This is a genomic window from Brenneria rubrifaciens (genome assembly GCF_005484945.1).
GTDB classification, from domain to species: domain Bacteria; phylum Pseudomonadota; class Gammaproteobacteria; order Enterobacterales; family Enterobacteriaceae; genus Brenneria; species Brenneria rubrifaciens.
Map to the genome: position 1 here is coordinate 1002783 of NZ_CP034035.1, position 19944 is coordinate 1022726.

The 19944-nt window shown below is 50.0% G+C and carries 16 protein-coding genes; 13 read left to right on the forward strand and 3 right to left on the reverse strand.

Annotated features, from left to right (window positions below):
* Positions 1-190 precede the first annotated feature (190 nt).
* From tig to EH207_RS04755, 7 genes are all read left to right on the forward strand, one after another.
* Complete coding sequence (tig, locus tag EH207_RS04725) at positions 191-1495, forward strand: trigger factor (RefSeq protein ID WP_137712948.1); 1305 nt, start codon at positions 191-193, stop codon at positions 1493-1495.
* 409 nt (positions 1496-1904) lie between these two features.
* The gene (clpP, locus tag EH207_RS04730; protein ID WP_137712949.1) at positions 1905-2528 is read left to right on the forward strand and encodes an ATP-dependent Clp endopeptidase proteolytic subunit ClpP; all 624 of its coding nucleotides are present in this window, start codon (positions 1905-1907) and stop codon (positions 2526-2528) included.
* A 163-nt stretch (positions 2529-2691) separates the two neighbouring features.
* Positions 2692-3966 (forward strand): ATP-dependent protease ATP-binding subunit ClpX, encoded by a 1275-nt coding sequence (gene clpX, locus EH207_RS04735; RefSeq protein ID WP_137712950.1) that lies wholly within the window; start codon positions 2692-2694, stop codon positions 3964-3966.
* A 191-nt stretch (positions 3967-4157) separates the two neighbouring features.
* Entirely contained in the window at positions 4158-6539 is a 2382-nt protein-coding gene (lon, locus tag EH207_RS04740; protein ID WP_137712951.1) for an endopeptidase La, read from the forward strand.
* Positions 6540-6735: 196 nt separating this feature from the next.
* A complete protein-coding gene (gene hupB, locus EH207_RS04745; protein WP_137712952.1) occupies positions 6736-7008 on the forward strand; it encodes a nucleoid-associated protein HU-beta in 273 nt (90 codons plus the stop codon).
* Positions 7009-7407: 399 nt separating this feature from the next.
* Complete coding sequence (gene ppiD, locus EH207_RS04750) at positions 7408-9288, forward strand: peptidylprolyl isomerase (protein WP_137712953.1); 1881 nt, start codon at positions 7408-7410, stop codon at positions 9286-9288.
* A gap of 138 nt (positions 9289-9426) precedes the next feature.
* Positions 9427-9789 (forward strand): ComEA family DNA-binding protein, encoded by a 363-nt coding sequence (locus EH207_RS04755; protein WP_137712954.1) that lies wholly within the window; start codon positions 9427-9429, stop codon positions 9787-9789.
* A gap of 113 nt (positions 9790-9902) precedes the next feature.
* Here the strand turns inward: EH207_RS04755 and queC are convergent, their stop codons facing one another.
* Positions 9903-10598: a 7-cyano-7-deazaguanine synthase QueC gene (queC, locus tag EH207_RS04760; protein WP_137712955.1), complete on the reverse strand. Its 696-nt coding sequence runs from the start codon at positions 10596-10598 to the stop codon at positions 9903-9905.
* A gap of 130 nt (positions 10599-10728) precedes the next feature.
* Positions 10729-11805 carry a PLP-dependent cysteine synthase family protein gene (locus EH207_RS04765; RefSeq protein WP_137712956.1) on the reverse strand — a complete coding sequence of 359 codons (1077 nt, stop codon included), beginning with the start codon at positions 11803-11805 and terminating at the stop codon, positions 10729-10731.
* A 116-nt stretch (positions 11806-11921) separates the two neighbouring features.
* Between EH207_RS04765 and EH207_RS04770 the strand changes: the two genes are divergently transcribed.
* The 5 genes from EH207_RS04770 (at position 11922) to amtB (ending at position 18032) form a co-directional block, all read left to right on the forward strand.
* Positions 11922-12383 (forward strand): Lrp/AsnC family transcriptional regulator, encoded by a 462-nt coding sequence (locus EH207_RS04770; RefSeq protein ID WP_137712957.1) that lies wholly within the window; start codon positions 11922-11924, stop codon positions 12381-12383.
* A gap of 81 nt (positions 12384-12464) precedes the next feature.
* Positions 12465-14240 (forward strand): SmdA family multidrug ABC transporter permease/ATP-binding protein, encoded by a 1776-nt coding sequence (locus EH207_RS04775; protein ID WP_137712958.1) that lies wholly within the window; start codon positions 12465-12467, stop codon positions 14238-14240.
* Positions 14227-16014: a SmdB family multidrug efflux ABC transporter permease/ATP-binding protein gene (locus EH207_RS04780; protein WP_137712959.1), complete on the forward strand. Its 1788-nt coding sequence runs from the start codon at positions 14227-14229 to the stop codon at positions 16012-16014. Before EH207_RS04775 ends, EH207_RS04780 begins: the two co-directional genes overlap by 14 nt.
* 356 nt (positions 16015-16370) lie before the next feature.
* Entirely contained in the window at positions 16371-16709 is a 339-nt protein-coding gene (glnK, locus tag EH207_RS04785; protein ID WP_002208627.1) for a P-II family nitrogen regulator, read from the forward strand.
* 36 nt (positions 16710-16745) lie between these two features.
* On the forward strand, positions 16746-18032 hold the full coding sequence (gene amtB / locus EH207_RS04790) for an ammonium transporter AmtB (RefSeq protein ID WP_175413640.1): 1287 nt from the start codon (positions 16746-16748) through the stop codon (positions 18030-18032).
* 177 nt (positions 18033-18209) lie between these two features.
* Here amtB and tesB read toward each other — a convergent pair whose 3' ends face one another.
* Positions 18210-19073 carry an acyl-CoA thioesterase II gene (gene tesB / locus EH207_RS04795; protein WP_137712961.1) on the reverse strand — a complete coding sequence of 288 codons (864 nt, stop codon included), beginning with the start codon at positions 19071-19073 and terminating at the stop codon, positions 18210-18212.
* A 328-nt stretch (positions 19074-19401) separates the two neighbouring features.
* Between tesB and EH207_RS04800 the strand changes: the two genes are divergently transcribed.
* Entirely contained in the window at positions 19402-19914 is a 513-nt protein-coding gene (locus EH207_RS04800; protein ID WP_137712962.1) for a YbaY family lipoprotein, read from the forward strand.
* Positions 19915-19944: the final 30 nt, after the last annotated feature.

Sequence of the window (19944 nt, forward strand, 5' to 3'; positions counted from 1 at the left end):
ATGCTGCGTCTATTTTTTCGGAATGTATTTGGGACGCTTCTGACTACAGAGAACAGGGGCTGATAAATACGCCGCCGTCCCGGTTCTGTGAGGCTTTTTTCAATCATGCCGAGCGTGTTTGGGCAAGCTTTGCTGTTGTGAGAATAGTTTTGAGGTTAACCGAGCACTGTGATTTTTTTGAGGTAACAAGATGCAAGTTTCTGTTGAAACCACTCAAGGCCTTGGGCGCCGTGTAACGATTACCGTTGCTGCTGACAGCATTGAGAATGCAGTTAAGAGCGAACTGGTCAACGTGGCCAAAAAAGTACGTATCGACGGCTTTCGTAAAGGCAAAGTGCCGATGAATGTCGTTGCTCAGCGTTATGGTGCCTCTGTGCGTCAGGACGTGCTGGGTGATCTGATGCAGCGCAATTTTGTCGATGCCATTATCAAAGAAAAAATTAATCCGGTAGGCGCGCCGAACTATGTTCCGGGCGAATACACTGTGGGTGGCGATTTCACCTACTCTGTTGAGTTTGAAGTGTACCCGGAAGTGGAACTTAAAGGGCTGGACGCAATCGAGGTTGAAAAACCGGTGGTTGAAGTGACCGAAGCTGATATAGATACCATGCTGGAAACGCTGCGCAAACAACAGGCGACCTGGAAAGAAACCGACCGAACTGCGGCGGCTGAAGACCGCGTTACCATCGATTTTTCCGGTTCTATCGATGGCGAAGAATTTGAAGGCGGCAAAGCTTCCGATTTCGTGCTGGCAATGGGGCAAAGCCGCATGATCCCTGGTTTTGAAGACGGCGTTGTCGGTCATAAGGCTGGCGAAGAATTCACGATTAACGTGAACTTCCCTGAAGATTACCACGCTGAAAACCTGAAAGGTAAAGCCGCTCAATTCGCCATCGTTCTGAAAAAAGTGGAAGAGCGTGAGCTGCCTGAACTGACTGAGGAATTCATCAAGCGTTTCGGCGTGGCGGACGGTTCTCAGGAAGGTTTGCGCGCTGAAGTTCGCAAAAACATGGAACGTGAACTGAAAGGCGCGGTTCGTAACCGTATCAAGACTCAGGTTCTGGACGGTCTGGTTAAAGCGAATGATATCGACGTTCCGGCCGCGCTGATTGATGGTGAAGTTGACGTTCTGCGTCGTCAGGCTGCTCAGCGTTTTGGCGGAAATGAAAAACAAGCGCAGGAACTGCCACGCGAACTGTTTGAAGAACAGGCAAAACGCCGTGTTGTTGTAGGCCTGCTGCTGGGTGAAGTGATCAGCACCCATGAGCTGAAAGCGGATGACGCACGCATCAAAACGCTGATCGAAGAGATGGCTTCTGCTTATGAAGATCCGCAGGAAGTGATCGCGTTCTACAGCAAAAACAAAGAGCTGATGAACAATATGCGTAACGTTGCGCTGGAAGAGCAAGCGGTGGAAACCGTGCTTTCGAAAGCAAAAGTTGTTGAGAAGTCAGTTAGCTTCAATGAACTGATGAACCAGACTGAGACTGCGTAAGCCCATTACGTATCACTGCTGTTACTGTGTCAGGGAAGGCATATTTCCTGATAAAAAAGCCCGTAGCCTGATGGCACGGGCTTTTTTTTCTGTTTGAACGCCGTCATGAATAACGGATTTGTCTTGAACAGGATAACTTCACATGCACTATATTAAAGGAGGCGGACGGCTAAGAGACTGGGAGTTATTACCGATAACTTATTTAATATGAAACAACGGATAGTTTAAGCTTGAAAAGCGACGCAAGCGCCCCAGATAATTGAAATAAAGATGGGCGCATGAGGGACTTCGGTATAATCCTGCGGTTATGCTGGTGATTGACGCCAGTACATGAGCATGGTCATCACCCTTTATCTCAAGTAGAATCGGGCAAGAATGACGCCGGACGCATTTTATCTAGGAGACGTGAATGTCATACAGTGGCGAACAAGAAAGACAAGCACCTCATATGGCGTTAGTGCCGATGGTGGTCGAACAAACCTCTCGTGGGGAGCGTTCTTACGATATTTATTCCCGCCTGCTGAAAGAACGGATAATTTTCCTGACTGGTCAGGTTGAAGATCACATGGCGAATCTGGTTGTGGCGCAGATGTTGTTTTTGGAAGCGGAAAACCCAGAAAAAGACATTTTCCTTTACATTAACTCTCCAGGTGGCGTCATTACTGCGGGTATGTCCATTTACGACACGATGCAGTTTATCAAACCTGATGTCAGTACGATTTGTATGGGTCAGGCGTGTTCTATGGGCTCGTTCCTGCTGGCTGCGGGAGCAAAAGGCAAACGTATCTGCCTGCCGAATTCAAGGGTGATGATTCACCAGCCGCTGGGCGGGTTCCAGGGACAGGCAACGGATATTGAAATCCATGCCAAAGAAATACTCAAAGTAAAAGCCAGAATGAATGAGTTGCTGGCAAAACATACTGGGCAGCCTATTGATGTGATAGAAAGAGACACAGAGCGTGACCGTTTCCTCTCTGCTAATGAGGCAGTAGACTATGGTTTGGTGGACTCGGTATTCACGCACCGTGAATAATACTCTGCTATGTTAACAGTCTAGAGTGGCTGAAAATCAGTGTACGACCGATAGTTTGCGGTGCGATGTTTTTTGCGCGTATTGGCTATAAAATGTCGGCGTTCTCTGTAGCGATATCGCTGTGGTTGGCCTGCGGGCAAGAGACTAAGAAGAGGTTTGACTCATGACAGATAAGCGCAAAGACGGTTCAGGAAAGTTGCTGTACTGCTCTTTTTGCGGCAAAAGCCAGCACGAAGTACGTAAGCTGATTGCCGGCCCGTCAGTGTATATCTGCGATGAATGTGTTGACTTGTGTAACGACATTATTCGCGAAGAAATTAAAGAGGTGGCGCCGCATCGTGAACGCAGTGCATTGCCGACGCCGCACGAAATCCGCCGACATCTTGATGATTACGTTATCGGTCAGGAACAAGCCAAGAAAGTGCTGTCCGTCGCGGTATACAACCACTATAAACGGCTGCGCAACGGCGACAGCAGTAACGGCATCGAACTGGGTAAAAGTAACATTCTGCTTATCGGCCCCACCGGCAGCGGTAAAACCTTGCTGGCTGAAACGCTGGCGCGTTTCCTCGATGTACCGTTTACCATGGCAGATGCCACAACGCTGACTGAAGCAGGTTATGTGGGTGAAGATGTTGAAAACATCATCCAGAAACTGCTACAGAAATGTGATTATGATGTGCAGAAAGCGCAGCGTGGCATCGTCTATATTGATGAAATCGACAAGATTTCCCGCAAATCGGATAACCCTTCCATCACTCGCGATGTGTCGGGCGAAGGTGTTCAGCAGGCTTTGTTGAAACTGATTGAAGGCACTATCGCTGCGGTTCCCCCGCAGGGCGGGCGCAAGCATCCGCAGCAGGAGTTTTTACAGGTTGATACCTCCAAGATCCTCTTTATCTGCGGCGGGGCGTTTGCCGGTCTGGACAAAGTCATTGAACAGCGTACCGACACCGGACGTGGTATCGGCTTTGGCGCAACGGTAAAAGGTTCCGCTGAAAAAGCCACCGAGGGTGAACTATTGGGGCAGGTCGAACCAGGCGATTTAATCAAGTTTGGTTTGATTCCTGAGTTCATTGGTCGTTTACCTGTGGTGGCAACGCTTAGGGAACTGAGTGAAGAAGCGCTGATTCAAATTTTGCGTGAACCGAAAAACGCCCTGACCAAACAGTATCAGGCGTTGTTCAATCTGGAAGGCGTTGAGCTGGAATTCCGTGATGAGGCTCTGACTGCAATCGCGAAGAAAGCCATGGCGCGTAAAACTGGTGCTCGCGGTCTTCGTTCCATTGTCGAAGCAGCCTTGTTGGATACCATGTACGACCTGCCATCTCTGGAGAGCGTCGATAAAGTTGTTATTGATGAATCAGTGATTGCCGGTCAGTCTGAACCTCTTCTAATTTACGGCAAGCCCGAAGCTCAACAGGCGTCCGGCGAATAATTAGCCAGAAAAACCGTATCGAAAGACAAAAATGGGGGATTTTATCCCCCATTCGCTTTTACACGTATTCTGGTCGTTGAATGTAAGATATTTATCCCCATATACTCGAATACCTATTTGGTGAAACCCGTGAAGATCGTGTTTCACGAGATTCCCTTAACCTGGCGGAAACGAAACTAAGAGAGAGCTCTATGAACCCTGAGCGTTCCGAACGCATTGAAATCCCCGTATTGCCGTTGCGCGATGTGGTGGTTTATCCGCACATGGTCATTCCGTTGTTTGTTGGTCGTGAGAAGTCGATTCGGTGCCTTGAAGCCGCAATGGATCATGATAAAAAGATCATGCTGGTGGCGCAGAAAGAGGCCTCAACGGATGAGCCAAGCATTAACGATCTTTTCTCGGTAGGAACGGTAGCTTCAATTCTCCAAATGCTGAAACTGCCAGACGGCACGGTCAAAGTGCTGGTCGAAGGTTTGCAGCGTGCGCGCATTACGACATTGTCCGACAGCGGCGAGCATTTCGCTGCCCAGGCGGAATATCTTGACTCCCCGGCGATTGAGGAGCGTGAGCAGGAAGTTTTGATGCGCACGGCAATCAATCAGTTCGAGGGATATATCAAACTCAATAAAAAGATCCCGCCTGAAGTTTTGACCTCCCTGAACAGCATCGATGACGCAGCGCGTCTGGCTGATACCATCGCTGCGCATATGCCTCTGAAATTGGCGGACAAACAATCCGTGCTCGAAATGTTCGATATTACGGAGCGTCTTGAGTATCTGATGGCGATGATGGAGTCTGAAATTGATCTGTTGCAGGTCGAAAAACGTATCCGCAGCCGCGTCAAGAAACAGATGGAAAAAAGTCAGCGCGAATACTATCTGAATGAGCAAATGAAGGCCATTCAGAAAGAACTCGGCGAGATGGACGATGCACCGGATGAACATGAGGCGTTAAAGCGCAAGATTGAAGCGGCTAAAATGCCGAAGGACGCGCGTGAAAAAGCCGAAGCGGAACTACAGAAGCTTAAGATGATGTCACCAATGTCGGCTGAAGCGACCGTTGTCCGTAGCTACATCGACTGGATGATCCAGGTTCCGTGGAATGCGCGTAGCAAAGTGAAGAAAGATTTGCTCAAAGCGCAGGAAATGCTGGATACCGATCATTACGGTCTTGAACGCGTGAAAGAGCGCATTCTGGAATATCTCGCGGTACAGAGCCGTGTCAGTAAGATAAAAGGGCCGATTCTGTGTCTGGTTGGTCCGCCGGGGGTGGGTAAAACCTCTCTGGGACAGTCCATTGCCAAAGCGACGGGACGTCAGTATGTCCGTATGGCGCTGGGCGGGGTGCGTGATGAGGCTGAAATTCGCGGTCACCGCCGTACTTACATCGGTTCTATGCCGGGCAAATTGATTCAGAAAATGGCAAAGGTAGGGGTGAAAAACCCGCTTTTCCTGCTGGATGAAATCGACAAAATGTCTTCCGACATGCGAGGCGATCCGGCCTCTGCATTGCTGGAGGTGCTTGATCCTGAGCAAAATGTCGCTTTTAACGATCACTATCTGGAGGTTGATTACGATCTCTCTGATGTGATGTTTGTGGCGACGTCCAACTCAATGAATATTCCGGCGCCGCTGCTCGACCGTATGGAAGTGATTCGTCTTTCCGGCTATACCGAAGACGAAAAGCTTAACATCGCCAAACAGCATCTGTTACCAAAACAGATTGAACGCAATGCGCTGAAAAAAGGCGAATTGTTGGTGGACGACAGTGCGATTATCGGGATTATCCGTTATTACACCCGTGAAGCGGGCGTGCGTAGTTTGGAACGTGAAATTTCCAAGCTGTGTCGCAAGGCAGTTAAAATGCTGTTGATGGATAAATCGGTTAAACATATCCAGATAACAGGCGACAATCTTAAAGATTTCCTCGGCGTACAGCGTTTTGACTATGGCCGCGCGGACGATGAAAACCGCGTCGGTCAGGTGACCGGGTTAGCCTGGACGGAAGTGGGCGGTGATTTACTGACGATCGAAACGGCATGCGTGCCCGGGAAAGGCAAACTGACATACACGGGTTCACTGGGTGAAGTGATGCAGGAGTCTATCCAAGCCGCGCTCACCGTGGTTCGTGCCAGAGCGGAGAAATTAGGTATCAATGCGGATTTCTATGAAAAACGTGATATCCACGTTCACGTTCCTGAGGGGGCGACACCAAAAGACGGGCCAAGCGCAGGTATTGCAATGTGTACCGCGCTGGTATCCTGTTTGACCGGCAACCCGGTACGGGCGGATGTGGCGATGACAGGCGAAATCACCTTACGCGGTTTGGTGTTGCCTATCGGTGGTCTTAAAGAGAAACTTCTGGCTGCTCATCGCGGTGGTATCAAAACGGTATTGATTCCCGATGATAACAAACGTGACCTTGAAGACATTCCGCAAAACGTGATTGCCGATCTGGATATTCATCCGGTGAAGCGAATAGAAGAAGTGCTGGCGCTGGCGTTGCAGAATGGGCCATATGGTATGCAGATAGTGAACACCACGCCTAAGGCAAAAACGGCCAAGGCGAAATAGTGACCCATAGCAAAAACCATTGATAAAAGCAGGGCTGGTAAGTGAAATCGTGCTTGCCAGCTTTTTTTTGTACCGCTAAGTTAGAGCACTGCTGGCTTTAGCGGTAACTTGCTAAGGTTCGGCAGGATTGATATAAAGCTACGTGTCGTGTTTTGGGAAACTGGCGCGACCATAGAATTCCAGAGGGGATGAGAGAGTGAACAAGTCACAATTGATCGACAAAATTGCCGCAGATGCTGATATTTCCAAAGCGGCGGCAGGACGTGTGTTAGATGCGATTATTGGTTCCGTTACCGAGTCTCTGAAAGAAGGGGATGATGTCGCTTTGGTTGGTTTTGGTACTTTTTCAGTGCGTGAGCGCGCTGCTCGTACCGGCCGTAACCCGCAGACTGGTAAGGAAATCAGTATCCCTGCCGCGAAAGTACCAGGCTTCCGTGCTGGTAAATTGCTGAAAGACGCCGTTAACTGATTAATTACGTCACAGGTTTGTGTGCAACACCTTGTGTTGCCAAACATTACCTGACGCAGAGATATTGGATAAGGTAAGATACGGGGCGCATCATTTTATGATGTGCCTTTTATTATGACGGGCAGGATAGTCCGTCGCTCTTTATGCCGTCGCAAGCGACGTTGAAGCCGCTTTCGGCGATTTTTATGTTGGGTATCCTGCCTGACACCCTGCGGGTCGTAGCGGTGCAACGTTAAAAAACATTCCTGATGTTTTTTTACTGGCAATTCAGGTTACGATTGTCGGACAAAATCTTAAATGCGCCCTGGCCTTCTTTGTAGGCTACAGTAATGGCTAGTATGTATGGCTTCGGCCAGCGCAGGGAGTGTTATCCATTCTACAGCGGAGTGTTGTCACATTATGATGGACAATTTACGCGCGGCCGCTAATAACGTCGTGCTCAAAATTATTCTTGCTTTGATCATCGCATCATTCGTTTTAACCGGCGTGGGTGATTATCTGATCGGTGGTTCTGGAGACTATGCGGCGAAGGTAAATGGGCAAGAAATTACCCGTGCCCAGTTGGAGCAAGCGGTGCAGAACGAGCGCAATCGCCAGCAGGAAGCACTGGGCGAGAATTTCTCTATCCTTGCCAGCAATGACGGTTATATGCTGAACTTGCGTAAGCAGGCTCTCTCTCAACTGATTGATGAGGCATTGCTGGATCAGTATGCCGATAAACTTGGGCTCAGTATCAGTGATGATCAGATCAAACGGGCGATTTTCGCTGTTTCCGCGTTTCAAACCAACAACCGTTTCGATAACGAGAAATACCTGGATCAGGTTCGTCGTCTTGGTTTGACGCCGGATATGTATGCCCAACTGTTGCGTAAGCAATTGACGTCACAGCAATTGATCCGTGGTTTCGGTGATACTTCGTTCACCCTTCCCCAGGAAATCGACAATTTGGTGAAGCAGGCGGCTCAGAACCGCGTGGTTCGACTGGCAACGATGGATGTTGGCGCCAGAGCCAATGCCGAAAGCGTTTCTGATGAAGAAATCCAGAGTTATTACGACCAGAATAAGAGCCGTTTTATTGCACCCGAAGCGTACAAAGTGAGCTATATCACGCTGGATGCGGCGGGGATCATGGATAAGGTCACGGTCAATGACAGTGATATCGCCGATTTTTATGAAAAGAATAAAAATGACTATTCCCAGTCAGAACGAAAAAAATTCAGCGTCATTCAGGTAAAAACCGATGCTGATGCACAGTCTGTTCTGGATGAGCTGAAGCAAGGCGCCGATTTTGCGACTGTAGCAAAAGAAAAATCGACCGATGTGATTTCACGTCGCAAAGGTGGTGATCTGGGCTGGATGGATGCGGACTCCACGATTGAGGAGCTCAAACAGGCCAAACTGACTGAAAAAGGGCAGTTATCTTCGGCAATAAAATCTTCAGTGGGGTATTTGATCGTGCGTTTGGACGATGTTCAGCCACAGCAGGTTAAACCGCTGAGCGAGGTTCGTGCTGATGTCGCTGCCAAAGTTAAGCAAGAAAAAGCCCTGGACGAATATTATGCGCTGCAACAGAAAGTCAGCGAAGCGGCGAGCAATGATAACGAGTCCCTGGCTTCCGCTGAAGAAGCGGCGGGCGTCAAGGCGGTACAAACGGATTGGTTCACCCGTGAGCAAGTTCCGGCCGCATTGAATTTCCAGCCCGTTACTCAGGCGCTTTTCGATGGCTCGCTACTGGGCGATAACGGCGCGCCTGGCAATAACTCTGATGTTATCAACGTGGATGGCGATCGCGCTTTTGTTATCCGTATTACCGCCCACAAAGCGGAAACGACGCGTCCGTTGGATCAGGTTCGCGATCGGATTACGCAGACGGTTAAACGTCAAAAGGCGGAACAGCAGGCGCGCGTTGATGCTGAAAAAATTCTGGCTGAGTTGAAACAAGGTAAGGACGACGCGTTGAAAGCCGCTGGTCTGAGCTTTGGTGAAGCGAAAACGTTATCTTCGGTTTCTCAGGGCGACGTGATGACGGAATCCATTTTCTCTCTGCCATATCCGGCTAAAGATAAACCCTCTTACGGGATTTCTCAGGATCAGGCGGGCAATGTGGTCCTTGTGGCGTTGGATAGCGTGGCGCCGCATCAGCTCACCGATCAGCAAAAAGATCAATTTGCCAACCAGCTAAAGCAGAGCTCATTGGGTTCTATATTTGATGCCTTGCTGACCAGCTTGCGCAGTGAAGCCAAAATCAAGATGGGTAACGCCGCTCAGGAACAGCAATAAACTCCGCATAAATTTGCAAACCGTTGCAACGCACAAAGGCCGCTTTCGCGGCCTTTTCCACATCTGAATACTGCGGTTTGCGATGAACGGAAACCTGCGGCAAGGTGTCGGTGCTGTCAAACACAAGGAGGAAACAGTATGAAAAAATCAGGAATAAAGGCGCTTTGTATGGTGATTGGAATGGGGCTGTCTGGCTTCCCGCTACTCGCTCAGGCAAATCAGAAGGTTGATAATAAGGCTACGGTGGTCAAACCCGCTTCATCTCAGCAAAAGGCGGAGAAAGCCGAACTGACGAACGCTGACGAGGATGAAGTAAGTATCAATACGGGAACCGCGGTAGCGTTGGCTGAAGTGATGAACGGCGTCGGTCTTAAGAAAGCCGAGGCTATCGTCAATTACCGTGAAGAAAATGGCCCCTTTACGCAGATCGAGCAATTAAAAGAAGTGCCGGGGATTGGCGCTGCGCTGGTAGAACGTAATCTTACTCGCTTAAAACTGTGATGCTGTTCGCAACCGGGCGGTAAAGCGTCACCCGGTTGTGATCGAGAAGGGAGGGGGAATATCATTCAGGCAAGGTGGTCGTTCACGCTTTGCCTGAATCTGAATCTGTTTGATTATTTCAAGCCAGTCTTATGCTTCAGCGTTAGCATGATATTGATTGGATCGCGCTGATATTGCTCCAATCCGTTAGCCCGCAAATGGCAGGCGGCGCAATGACCGCAACCATCACCTTTAATCCCGTTATAGCAGGTCAAGGTGTGGTGTCTAATGGTATCCAACTGCTGATAATAATCCGCCAGCGCCCAGGTTTCTGCTTTGTTGAGCCACATCAGCGGAGTTTCAAAGCGAATATCACGCGCGATCCCAAGCACGATGGCATGATTCAGAGCGTTGACGAACTCGTCCCGACAGTCCGGGTAGCCGGAAAAGTCGGTTTCGCACACGCCGGTAATGACGGCTTCTGCGCCAACCTGATAGGCATAGATTGAGGCCAGGGTCAGGAACAGGATGTTCCTTCCGGGAACAAAGGTGCTGGGCACGCCTTGCGCATTGACATCATAATCAGGAACAGGAATATTCTCCCGCGTAAGGCTGCTGGCGGCTAATTCGTTCAGTAAGCCCACATCAAGCATTTTATGTGCGGCGGCTCCTAATGCCAGCGCAAGCTCTCTGGCGATATCAATTTCTGCCCGATGACGCTGCCCGTAATCAAACGTAATACAGTGGACTTCATCATATTGTTGCAGAGCCTGAATCAGGCAGGTTGTGGAATCTTGTCCACCGCTAAAAACGACAACAGCGCGCTTCATTCTTCATTCACCTTGACGCAATGTGAACCTCGATGGATGTACGAAACCTTGAGGTGTAAAGGTGGCGGGTATATTACCTGAAAAACCGACACCGTTCAGCGATGACGGCATCTTCCATAGGCATTTTCTCTCAGGCCACACTCGGTGCCGCTGCAACGTTGCATTCTGCTTTGGCATTCAGCGTGCTGAGATAAGGGGTGAGGTCACCGATATTTTTTTCGACCCAGCGGCTGTCGTAGTAGGTGTCCAGATAGCGTTCTCCGCTATCGCATAAAAGGGTAACAATTGCGCCTTGATTACCTTGCGCGACCATCTGTTTTGCCAGTTGCATTACTCCCCAGACGTTGGTGCCGGTAGACGCGCCAACCTTGCGGCCCAGTATACCTTCCAGCCAGTAGAGTGTGGCGATACTGGCCGCATCGGGAACTTTGAGCATTCTGTCGATGACGTCAGGAATAAACGACGGTTCCGCCCTTGGGCGGCCAATTCCTTCAATGCGACTGCCGCAGATGCCGGTAATCGAACGATCGCGCTGTTGAAAGCAGTCGTAGAAAACTGAGTTCTCAGGGTCCGCCACCACCAGTTGTGTATTCAAGCCCTGATAGCGGATATAGCGTCCTAACGTCGCCGAGGTGCCGCCCGTTCCCGCGCTCATGACAATATAATCGGGTACTGGATGGGGTTCGCGAGACATCTGGCGGTAGATGCTGTCGGCAATATTATTGTTGCCGCGCCAGTCTGTAGCTCGCTCCGCGTACGTAAACTGATCCATATAGTGGCCGTTCAGCTCTTTGGCTAATTGCTCGGAGGCGGCATAGATCTGGCCGGCTTGTTCGACAAAGTGACAGCGGCCACCGTAAAAAGTAATTTGTTCTATTTTCCGTCTGGCGGTACAGGCTGGCATAACGGCGATAAAGGGTAGCCCCAGCAGGCGTGCGAAATAGGCTTCGGACACGGCGGTACTGCCGGATGACGCCTCGATAATCGGGGTGCCTTCCTTTATCCAGCCATTGCATAATCCATAGAGAAAGAGGGAACGAGCGAGTCGGTGTTTCAGGCTGCCGCTTGGATGTGTGCTTTCATCTTTCAAATAGAAATAGATACCGGGATAGTCCGGTAATGTCAGACGGATGAGATGCGTATCAGCGGAGCGTTGGAAGTCGGCTTCTATTGCGCTGATTGCCTGTTTTACCCAAGTATTATTCATGATGTAAACCCGTTGAGTCGTGATGGAGGTAGCTTAGCGAATTTTTCTGAAAAAAAGATTGCCTTTTTATCTTCTTATTCGTGAAATTGGAGAAAAATTTTCTACGGAGCGCCATTATGTTAGATAAAATTGATCGTGCTTTACTGGGTTTGCTGCAACAGGACTGTACATTGTCGCTGCAATCGCTGGCCGAATCGGTAAATCTGACGTCAACGCCCTGCTGGAAACGGCTGAAGCGCCTGGAAGAAGAGGGCTATATCCGGGCACGCGTCGCTTTGCTGGATAATGAACTGCTGGGCCTGGGGCTGACCGCGTTTGTTCTGTTGAAGACACAGCAGCATAACAGCGCCTGGTATCAGACGTTCACCAGTGTGGTATCAGAAATGCCCGAAGTATTGTCTTTCTATCGGATGACGGGAGAGTATGATTACCTGATGCAAGTACAGGTCGCTGATATGAAAAGTTATGATGATTTCTACAAACGTTTGGTGAACGGTATTCCTGGGCTGATTGATGTCACATCCAGTTTTGCTATGGAGCGTATTAAGCACACTACCGCACTACCTTTATCACTATGATTGATTACCCTTCACAAGCTTTCTGTATAATCGTTTTTCTAAGTTCATAATGACTCTTCTGAATATTGGAATCAAAACTGCGTGAGACTGTTTGCTCAACTAGGCTGGTATTTTCGTCGCGAATGGCGGCGTTATGCCGGGGCAGTGGCATTACTGATTGTCGTTGCCATTCTGCAACTGCTGCCCCCAAAACTGGTTGGGGTCATTGTTGACGGTGTTACCCAACATAATATGTCTACGGCTGAGATCATGCAGTGGATCAGTGTGATGTTGCTGACTGCCGTTATGGTCTACCTGCTGCGCTATGTCTGGCGTTTGTTGCTGTTCGGTGCCTCTTACCAGTTGGCCGCCGAGCTACGCGAAGCATTCTATCGTCAGTTAAGCCGTCAGCATCCTGCTTTTTATCTTCGTCATCGCACTGGCGATTTGATGGCGCGAACCACAAATGATGTCGACCGTGTGGTCCTTGCCGCAGGGGAAGGCGTTCTCACGCTGGTTGACTCCCTGGTGATGGGGTGCGCGGTGCTGATTGTCATGTGTACTCAAATCAGCTGGCAACTGACACTGCTGGCGTTATTGCCGATGCCGGTGATGGCGCTGGTAATTAAACACTATGGCACCCAACTGCATCAGCGGTTCAAATCGGCGCAAGCTGCATTTTCGTCTCTTAACGATCAGGCGCAGGAAGGCTTGACCAGCATTCGCATGATTAAATCGTTTGGGCTGGAGGATTATCAGTCTCGGCGTTTTGCGCAGGTTGCGGCGGATGCCGGCGCCAAAAATATGTATGTCGCACGAGTTGATGCACGCTTTAACCCCACCATTTATATCGCGGTGGGCATGTCTCACCTGTTGGCTATTGGTGGTGGCAGTTGGATGGTTGTCAATGGTTCGTTGACGCTGGGGCTTCTGACCAGCTTCGTAATGTATCTTGGGCTGATGATTTGGCCGATGTTAGCGTTGGCATGGATGTTCAATATCGTTGAACGTGGAAGTGCCGCTTACAGTCGGATTCTACAACTTCTTGCAGAAGAACCGGTGGTTGCGGAAGGGTCGGTATCCTTGCCTGATGGACGGGGAACGCTAAACGTCAATATTGATGAATTTCACTATCCTGAAAATTCACGCCGTGTTTTGAGCGATGTCCGTTTTACATTAAAGCCGGGCGGAACGCTTGGGCTCTGTGGTCCAACGGGTTCGGGGAAAAGCACGTTACTGGCGCTGATTCTTCGACATTTTGATATCAAGTCGGGTGATATTCGCTATCACAACCTGCCGCTGTCCGACATCCGGCTAGATGAGTTGCGCCATCGTTTTGCTGTCGTCGGGCAAACGTCTTTCCTGTTTTCCGAAACAGTGTCAAACAATATTGCGTTGGGGCGACCGGATGCCACACAGCAGCAGATTGAGCAGGCAGCACGGTTTGCCTGCGTGCATGAAGATATTCTGCGCTTTCCTCAGGGATACAAAACGGAAGTGGGAGAGCGAGGGGTGATGTTGTCCGGCGGTCAGAAACAGCGGATTGCCATTGCCAGGGCCTTATTGCTGGAGGCTGAAATTCTGGTGCTGGATGATGCGCTGTCAGCGGTTGACGGACGTACAGAGCACCAGATTTTGCATAACCTGAAGCGTTGGGGGGAGCAGCACACATTGATTATCAGCGCGCATCGCCTGTCGGCCTTGACCGAGGCGAATGAGATTCTGGTTTTGCAACATGGGCAGGCGAGCCAGCGCGGTCATCATCGTGAACTGGCGGCGCAACCTGGCTGGTATCGCGACATGTATCGCTATCAACAGTTGGAAGCAGCCCTGGATGAAGCGCCACAGGCAGAAGGAGCGAAGAATGAAAAGCCCTAAACAGCTTTGGCCGACTTTAATGCGGCTGCTGGGTTATGGCTCGCCGTGGCGTAAACCGCTGGTATTCGGCATGGTGATGCTCTGGATCGCCGCCGCCGCCGAGGTTTCCGGCCCGATATTAGTCAGTTACTTCATCGACCATCTGGTGGCAAAAGGTGAATTCCCGCTGGCGATTGCTGTTGGTTTGGCGGCGGCGTACACCTTGTTGCAGATTTTGGCCGCCACACTGCACTACTTTCAGGCGCTACTGTTCAACCGGGTGGCAGTGGGTGTGGTGCAGCAGTTGCGTACCGATGTGATGGATGCCGCATTACGCCAGCCGCTCAGCACGTTTGACACACAGCCAGTAGGCCAACTGATATCGCGTGTGACGAATGACACGGAGGTCGTGAAAGATCTGTATGTCATGGTGGTTTCAACGGTGTTGCGTAGCGCGGCGCTTATCGGGGCCATGCTCGTGGCGATGTTCAGTCTGGATTGGCGGATGGCGCTGGTCGCGCTGATGATTTTACCCGCAGTATTCTCTGTCATGCTGCTTTATCAGCGCTACAGCACGCCTATTATCAGGAAGGTGCGGAGCTATCTTGCGGATATTAATGATGGCTTCAATGAAGTTATCAATGGTATGGGCGTTATCCAGCAATTTCGTCAGCAGGCCCGGTTTGGTAAGAAACTGAGTGCCATCAGCCATGCGCATTATCAGGCGCGTATGAAAGCATTGCGCCTGGACGGTATTCTTTTGCGTCCGCTGCTGAGCCTGTTTTCCGTGATGGTATTATGCGGCCTGCTGCTGCAATTCGGTTTTAGCGCAGTCGGATCGGTAGGTGTTGGCGTGTTGTACGCTTTTATCAACTATCTTGGCCGGCTGAATGAACCATTGATTGAGCTGACAACACAGCAGACCATGTTGCAGCAGGCGGTGGTCGCCGGCGAGCGCATCTTTGAACTGATGGATGGCGCAAAACAAGGCTATGGCAATGACGAACGTGCGCTGGCCAGCGGTGGCGTAGACATCGATAACGTCTCTTTTTCTTATGCTGAAGATCAGAAGCACGTTTTGCAGCATATCTCTCTGACGATTCCCGATCGGGCATTTGTCGCGCTGGTGGGACATACGGGCAGTGGTAAAAGCACGCTGGTGAATTTGCTGATGGGCTATTATTCACCGAAGGAAGGTCAAATCCGTTTGGATGGGCGCCCGCTGCAAACACTGTCACATCAGGTACTGCGTCACAATGTCGCTATGGTGCAACAGGACCCGGTTGTTCTGGCGGAATCGATGTATACCAATGTGGCATTGGGACGCGGTATCAGTGAAGACGAAGTTTGGCGGGTGCTTGATATCGTTCAATTGTCTGAATTGGTGCAGTCGTTTCCAGAAGGACTACATACGCGTGTCGGCGAACAGGGAAATAATCTGTCTACCGGGCAGAAGCAACTGCTGGCAATAGCCCGTGTGCTGGTGCGAACGCCCAGGATTTTGATTCTGGATGAGGCGACAGCGAATATTGATTCGGGCACGGAGCAGGCGATTCAAAAGGCGCTCAACGCCATTCGCGAACAAACGACGCTGATTGTGATTGCGCATCGGCTTTCAACCATTGTCGATGCGGATATCATCATGGTGCTCCATCATGGAAAAACAGTCGAGCAGGGGACGCATGAGCAATTGTTGCGTCAGCAGAGCCGCTATTACCAAATGTACCAATTGCAATTAGCGGGAGAAGAGTTGGCGGCGGCGGAGGTTAACGAACGGTCTCTTTCTGTTTTATAAGCGCTGATGCACCTGAACATGTGAGGCTAAATCATCGCCTCTTCATGTCTTCGCACCATCACTAGGCATATCTATTCGTTTTTTAGCCCGTATGCACTAAAGTTACTCATTGCGCACTATTGTGGTGCGGTGTGCGCTTCGCTTTTTTTGATTTTCTTTTTTATATCGCGTTTTTTCCAGCCTGTAATAGACCTTAACGGCGTTCTCGCTCCTAACTGAGCCAGAGAAACCATTTATGGCACAACCTTTGCTTCGATGAACGCGTGAAGATAATTCGAGATGTTCGTAATCTGAAAAAACGTAATTCAAAATAGTAGCGGGCGTAAGTCTGAACTTAACGGTTAGGGGGAAGATTAATGAAACTGGTTACTGTGGTGATAAAGCCATTCAAGCTGGAAGATGTGCGTGAAGCGCTGTCTTCTGTCGGGATCCAGGGGCTCACCGTCACTGAGGTGAAGGGGTTCGGACGCCAGAAAGGGCATGCTGAGTTATATCGTGGCGCAGAGTACAGCGTTAACTTTCTGCCGAAAGTTAAAATCGATATCGCCATTGCTGATGATCAACTGGACGAAGTTATCGATGTGATTAGCAAAGCGGCCTATACCGGAAAAATTGGCGACGGTAAGATTTTTGTCGCTGAACTGCAAAGGGTTATCCGTATTCGTACCGGCGAAACTGACGAAGCCGCACTTTAACACCTGACTTAGATTCGTAAATAGGGATGGATGAAAATGAAAAAATGTGTCTCCTCATTAGGTCTTGGTGTAGCTGCGCTGCTCCCGTCCTGGGCGATGGCAGCAGTTCCAACGATCGATAAAGCGGACAACGCTTTTATTATGATTTGTACCGCTCTGGTACTTTTTATGACTATACCTGGAATTGCGTTGTTTTATGGTGGCTTGATTCGTTCTAAAAACGTACTTTCCATGTTGTCACAGGTCATTATCTCTTTTGCGCTGGTGTGTATTTTATGGATTGTCTATGGCTATAGCCTGGCTTTCAGTGAAGGTAACGCGTTCTTCGGCGGCTTTTCCAACTTCATGCTGAAGGGGATTACGGTTGATTCGATTACCAGCACATTCTATCAGTACGTTCATGTCGCTTATCAGGCCTCTTTCGCCTGTATCACCGTTGCGCTGATCGTGGGAGCCACTGCTGAGCGTATCCGTTTTTCTGCGGTGCTGATTTTTGTTGCGCTGTGGCTGACATTCTCTTATCTGCCGATGACTCATATGGTATGGGGCGGCGGCTATCTGGCTGCTGACGGGGCCCTGGACTTTGCCGGTGGTACTGTGGTGCACATTAACGCTGCTGTTGCCGGTCTGGTCGGTGCTTATCTGCTGGGCAAGCGTGCCGGTTTCGGTAAAGAAGCGCTGAAGCCGCACAATCTGCCAATGGTATTTATTGGTACGGCGATTCTTTACATCGGTTGGTTCGGCTTCAACGCCGGGTCCGCTGGTGCGGCGAATGGAATTGCGGGTCTGGCCTTCCTGAATACGGTTGTGGCTACTGCCGCCGCAATCCTGGCATGGGTTGCCGGTGAGTGGATGGTGCGCGGTAAACCTTCACTGCTGGGAGCGTGCTCAGGTTGTATCGCCGGTCTGGTTGCCATTACGCCTGCTGCGGGTACGGTGGGTATCGGCGGTGGGTTGATTATCGGTCTGGCGGGTGGTTTTGCTGGTCTGTGGGGTGTAACCGTACTGAAAAGATGGCTGCGAGTTGATGACCCGTGTGATGTGTTCGGCGTCCATGGCGTGTGCGGTATCGTAGGTTGTATACTGACAGGTGTGTTCACCTCCGCTTCTCTGGGCGGCACTGGATACGCTGAAGGCGTCACTATGGCTCATCAGGTATGGGTACAGTTGTTCAGCGTTATCGTCACCTTCGTGTGGTCTGGCGTTGCAGCGTTCATTGCGTTTAAGGTTGCGGATATGGTTGTTGGTTTGCGCGTACCTGAAGAGCAAGAACGCGAAGGTCTGGATGTCAACAGTCATGGCGAAAATGCTTACAACCAGTAAGTCACATTAGAATTCTTACTGAGACAAATGAAACAGGGCGCGGGTTAATTCTCGCGCCCTGTTTTTTGTATATGGAAAACCCCCTGCTTGGCAGGGCCGGGGGATAGTTATTAAATGACGGCTTTCCAACCGCCAACTTACTGGTTGCTGCTACGCAATGTTTAGAAGCGCCTCCAGCTAATGGGGATGACGACGTATCACGCCTTCCTGAATGCTGGAAGCGATAAGAACGCCTTCACGCGTATAGAATTGTCCGCGTACAAAACCTCTGGCACCGGAGGCGGAAGTACTTTCCACGGTATACAGCAACCAGTCATCCAGACGGAAAGGGCGATGGAACCACATGGAATGGTCGATGGTCGCCACCTGTATACCCGGTTCAAGGAAACCGATGCCATGGGGTTGCAATGCCGTTAACAGAAAATTGCAGTCAGATGTATATCCGAGCAGGTACTGATGAATACATTCATCATCTGGCAGCGAGCCGTCAGCACGGCACCAGACATGCCGTACCGGTTCTTCGACTTTCCCTTTCAGGGGATTATGAAACTTCACTGGACGCATCTCAATAGGACGCGGTTGGGTGAATTTATCCCGAAACTGGGGGGATAATAAATGCGCCATGCTTTGTGCAATATCTTGTTCTGATTTGAGTTCTTCTGGTGGAGTAACGACGGGCATCACATTTTGGTGCTCAAAGCCCTGTTCATGACTTTGGAATGATGCGGTCATGTAGAAAATCGGCTTACCATTCTGAATTGCGTTTACCCGACGGGCGCTGAAGCTATTACCATCACGCAGGTTCTCTACATCATAAATAATGGGTTTCTGACTATCGCCCGGTAGCAGAAAGTAGCTGTGAAATGAGTGAATGCTCCGTTCGGGCGGTACGGTTTGTTTAGCAGCAGACAGCGCCTGACCAACAACCTGACCGCCAAAGACCTGACGCAGTCCTAAATCATCACTTTGTCCCCGGAATAACCTTTCCTCAATTTTCTCCAGATTCAGGAGGTCGAGAAGATTTTGTAATGCATGGCTCATGGTGTCGGTCTCGTTGGTTGGTGATTATTTGCACGCTTTATGTTTCAAATATCGGAGTGTTAGCGTCCTGTTTTTGCTTCAGTTGATGAGTCCGGGGGTATTGCAATGCTATCAGCCGCTTAAAATAGTTTGAGTTTATAAATCGGTCGCGATTAGTAATCCGCCATGGAATTAATAGGTTACGAGTTGGGGCTAGCAACTTGAATCATGTTTTCATGAAAATATCAGAATTTTGTCCCATCATTATTGCGTTAAGTGAATCATACTACTTAATGAACGCCGGTTTTCTGATGCCGGCAGTCTGACAATAATAAAGGAGACTGTCCGAATGAAATTATGGCATATCTTAGGCGGTATCACGTTATCCGTGGCGTTATCAGCGTGTGCCGACAGGGGAGACTATGGTGTTTCTCCTCATACTGGGGCGCCAGTCACCAGTACATCGTCTCAAAACCCAGCCGTTTCAATGCCGGCGGTCAGCGGTACAGTGAATATTCGCCAACGTATCGCTTTGCCGCCAAATGCTGTTTTGACGGTGACGGTATCTGATGCATCGCTCTCCGATGCTCCTTCAAAAGTGATTATCCAGCGTGCGACACGTACAAACGGCAAACAGGCACCTTTCCGATTTTCTTTACCGTATAACCCGGCTGATATCAAGCCAAACGCTCGTATCCTGCTGAGTGCGGCGATTGCGATAGATAACAGAATCGTTATGGTGACAGAGAATGTGTTACCGGTTGTCACTAATGGGGTGAGTAACGCCGATCTGGTTTTGGTTCCGGTTGCTTCGGTTCCATTACCCTCCAGGCATTTGGATTCAACCCCTTCAACAGAGTGATCTCAGCGTTTTGGGGACTGCAACCATCCA

Bases quoted from the DNA above. Each gene is read 5' to 3' on its own strand.
- tig (WP_137712948.1), top strand. From the start codon at position 191: ATGCAAGTTTCTGTTGAAACCACTCAAGGCCTTGGGCGCCGTGTAACG.
- clpP (WP_137712949.1), top strand. From the start codon at position 1,905: ATGTCATACAGTGGCGAACAAGAAAGACAAGCACCTCATATGGCGTTA.
- clpX (WP_137712950.1), top strand. From the start codon at position 2,692: ATGACAGATAAGCGCAAAGACGGTTCAGGAAAGTTGCTGTACTGCTCT.
- lon (WP_137712951.1), top strand. From the start codon at position 4,158: ATGAACCCTGAGCGTTCCGAACGCATTGAAATCCCCGTATTGCCGTTG.
- ppiD (WP_137712953.1), top strand. From the start codon at position 7,408: ATGATGGACAATTTACGCGCGGCCGCTAATAACGTCGTGCTCAAAATT.
- EH207_RS04755 (WP_137712954.1), top strand. From the start codon at position 9,427: ATGAAAAAATCAGGAATAAAGGCGCTTTGTATGGTGATTGGAATGGGG.
- queC (WP_137712955.1), bottom strand. From the start codon at position 10,598: ATGAAGCGCGCTGTTGTCGTTTTTAGCGGTGGACAAGATTCCACAACC.
- EH207_RS04765 (WP_137712956.1), bottom strand. From the start codon at position 11,805: ATGAATAATACTTGGGTAAAACAGGCAATCAGCGCAATAGAAGCCGAC.
- EH207_RS04770 (WP_137712957.1), top strand. From the start codon at position 11,922: ATGTTAGATAAAATTGATCGTGCTTTACTGGGTTTGCTGCAACAGGAC.
- EH207_RS04780 (WP_137712959.1), top strand. From the start codon at position 14,227: ATGAAAAGCCCTAAACAGCTTTGGCCGACTTTAATGCGGCTGCTGGGT.
- glnK (WP_002208627.1), top strand. From the start codon at position 16,371: ATGAAACTGGTTACTGTGGTGATAAAGCCATTCAAGCTGGAAGATGTG.
- amtB (WP_175413640.1), top strand. From the start codon at position 16,746: ATGAAAAAATGTGTCTCCTCATTAGGTCTTGGTGTAGCTGCGCTGCTC.
- tesB (WP_137712961.1), bottom strand. From the start codon at position 19,073: ATGAGCCATGCATTACAAAATCTTCTCGACCTCCTGAATCTGGAGAAA.
- EH207_RS04800 (WP_137712962.1), top strand. From the start codon at position 19,402: ATGAAATTATGGCATATCTTAGGCGGTATCACGTTATCCGTGGCGTTA.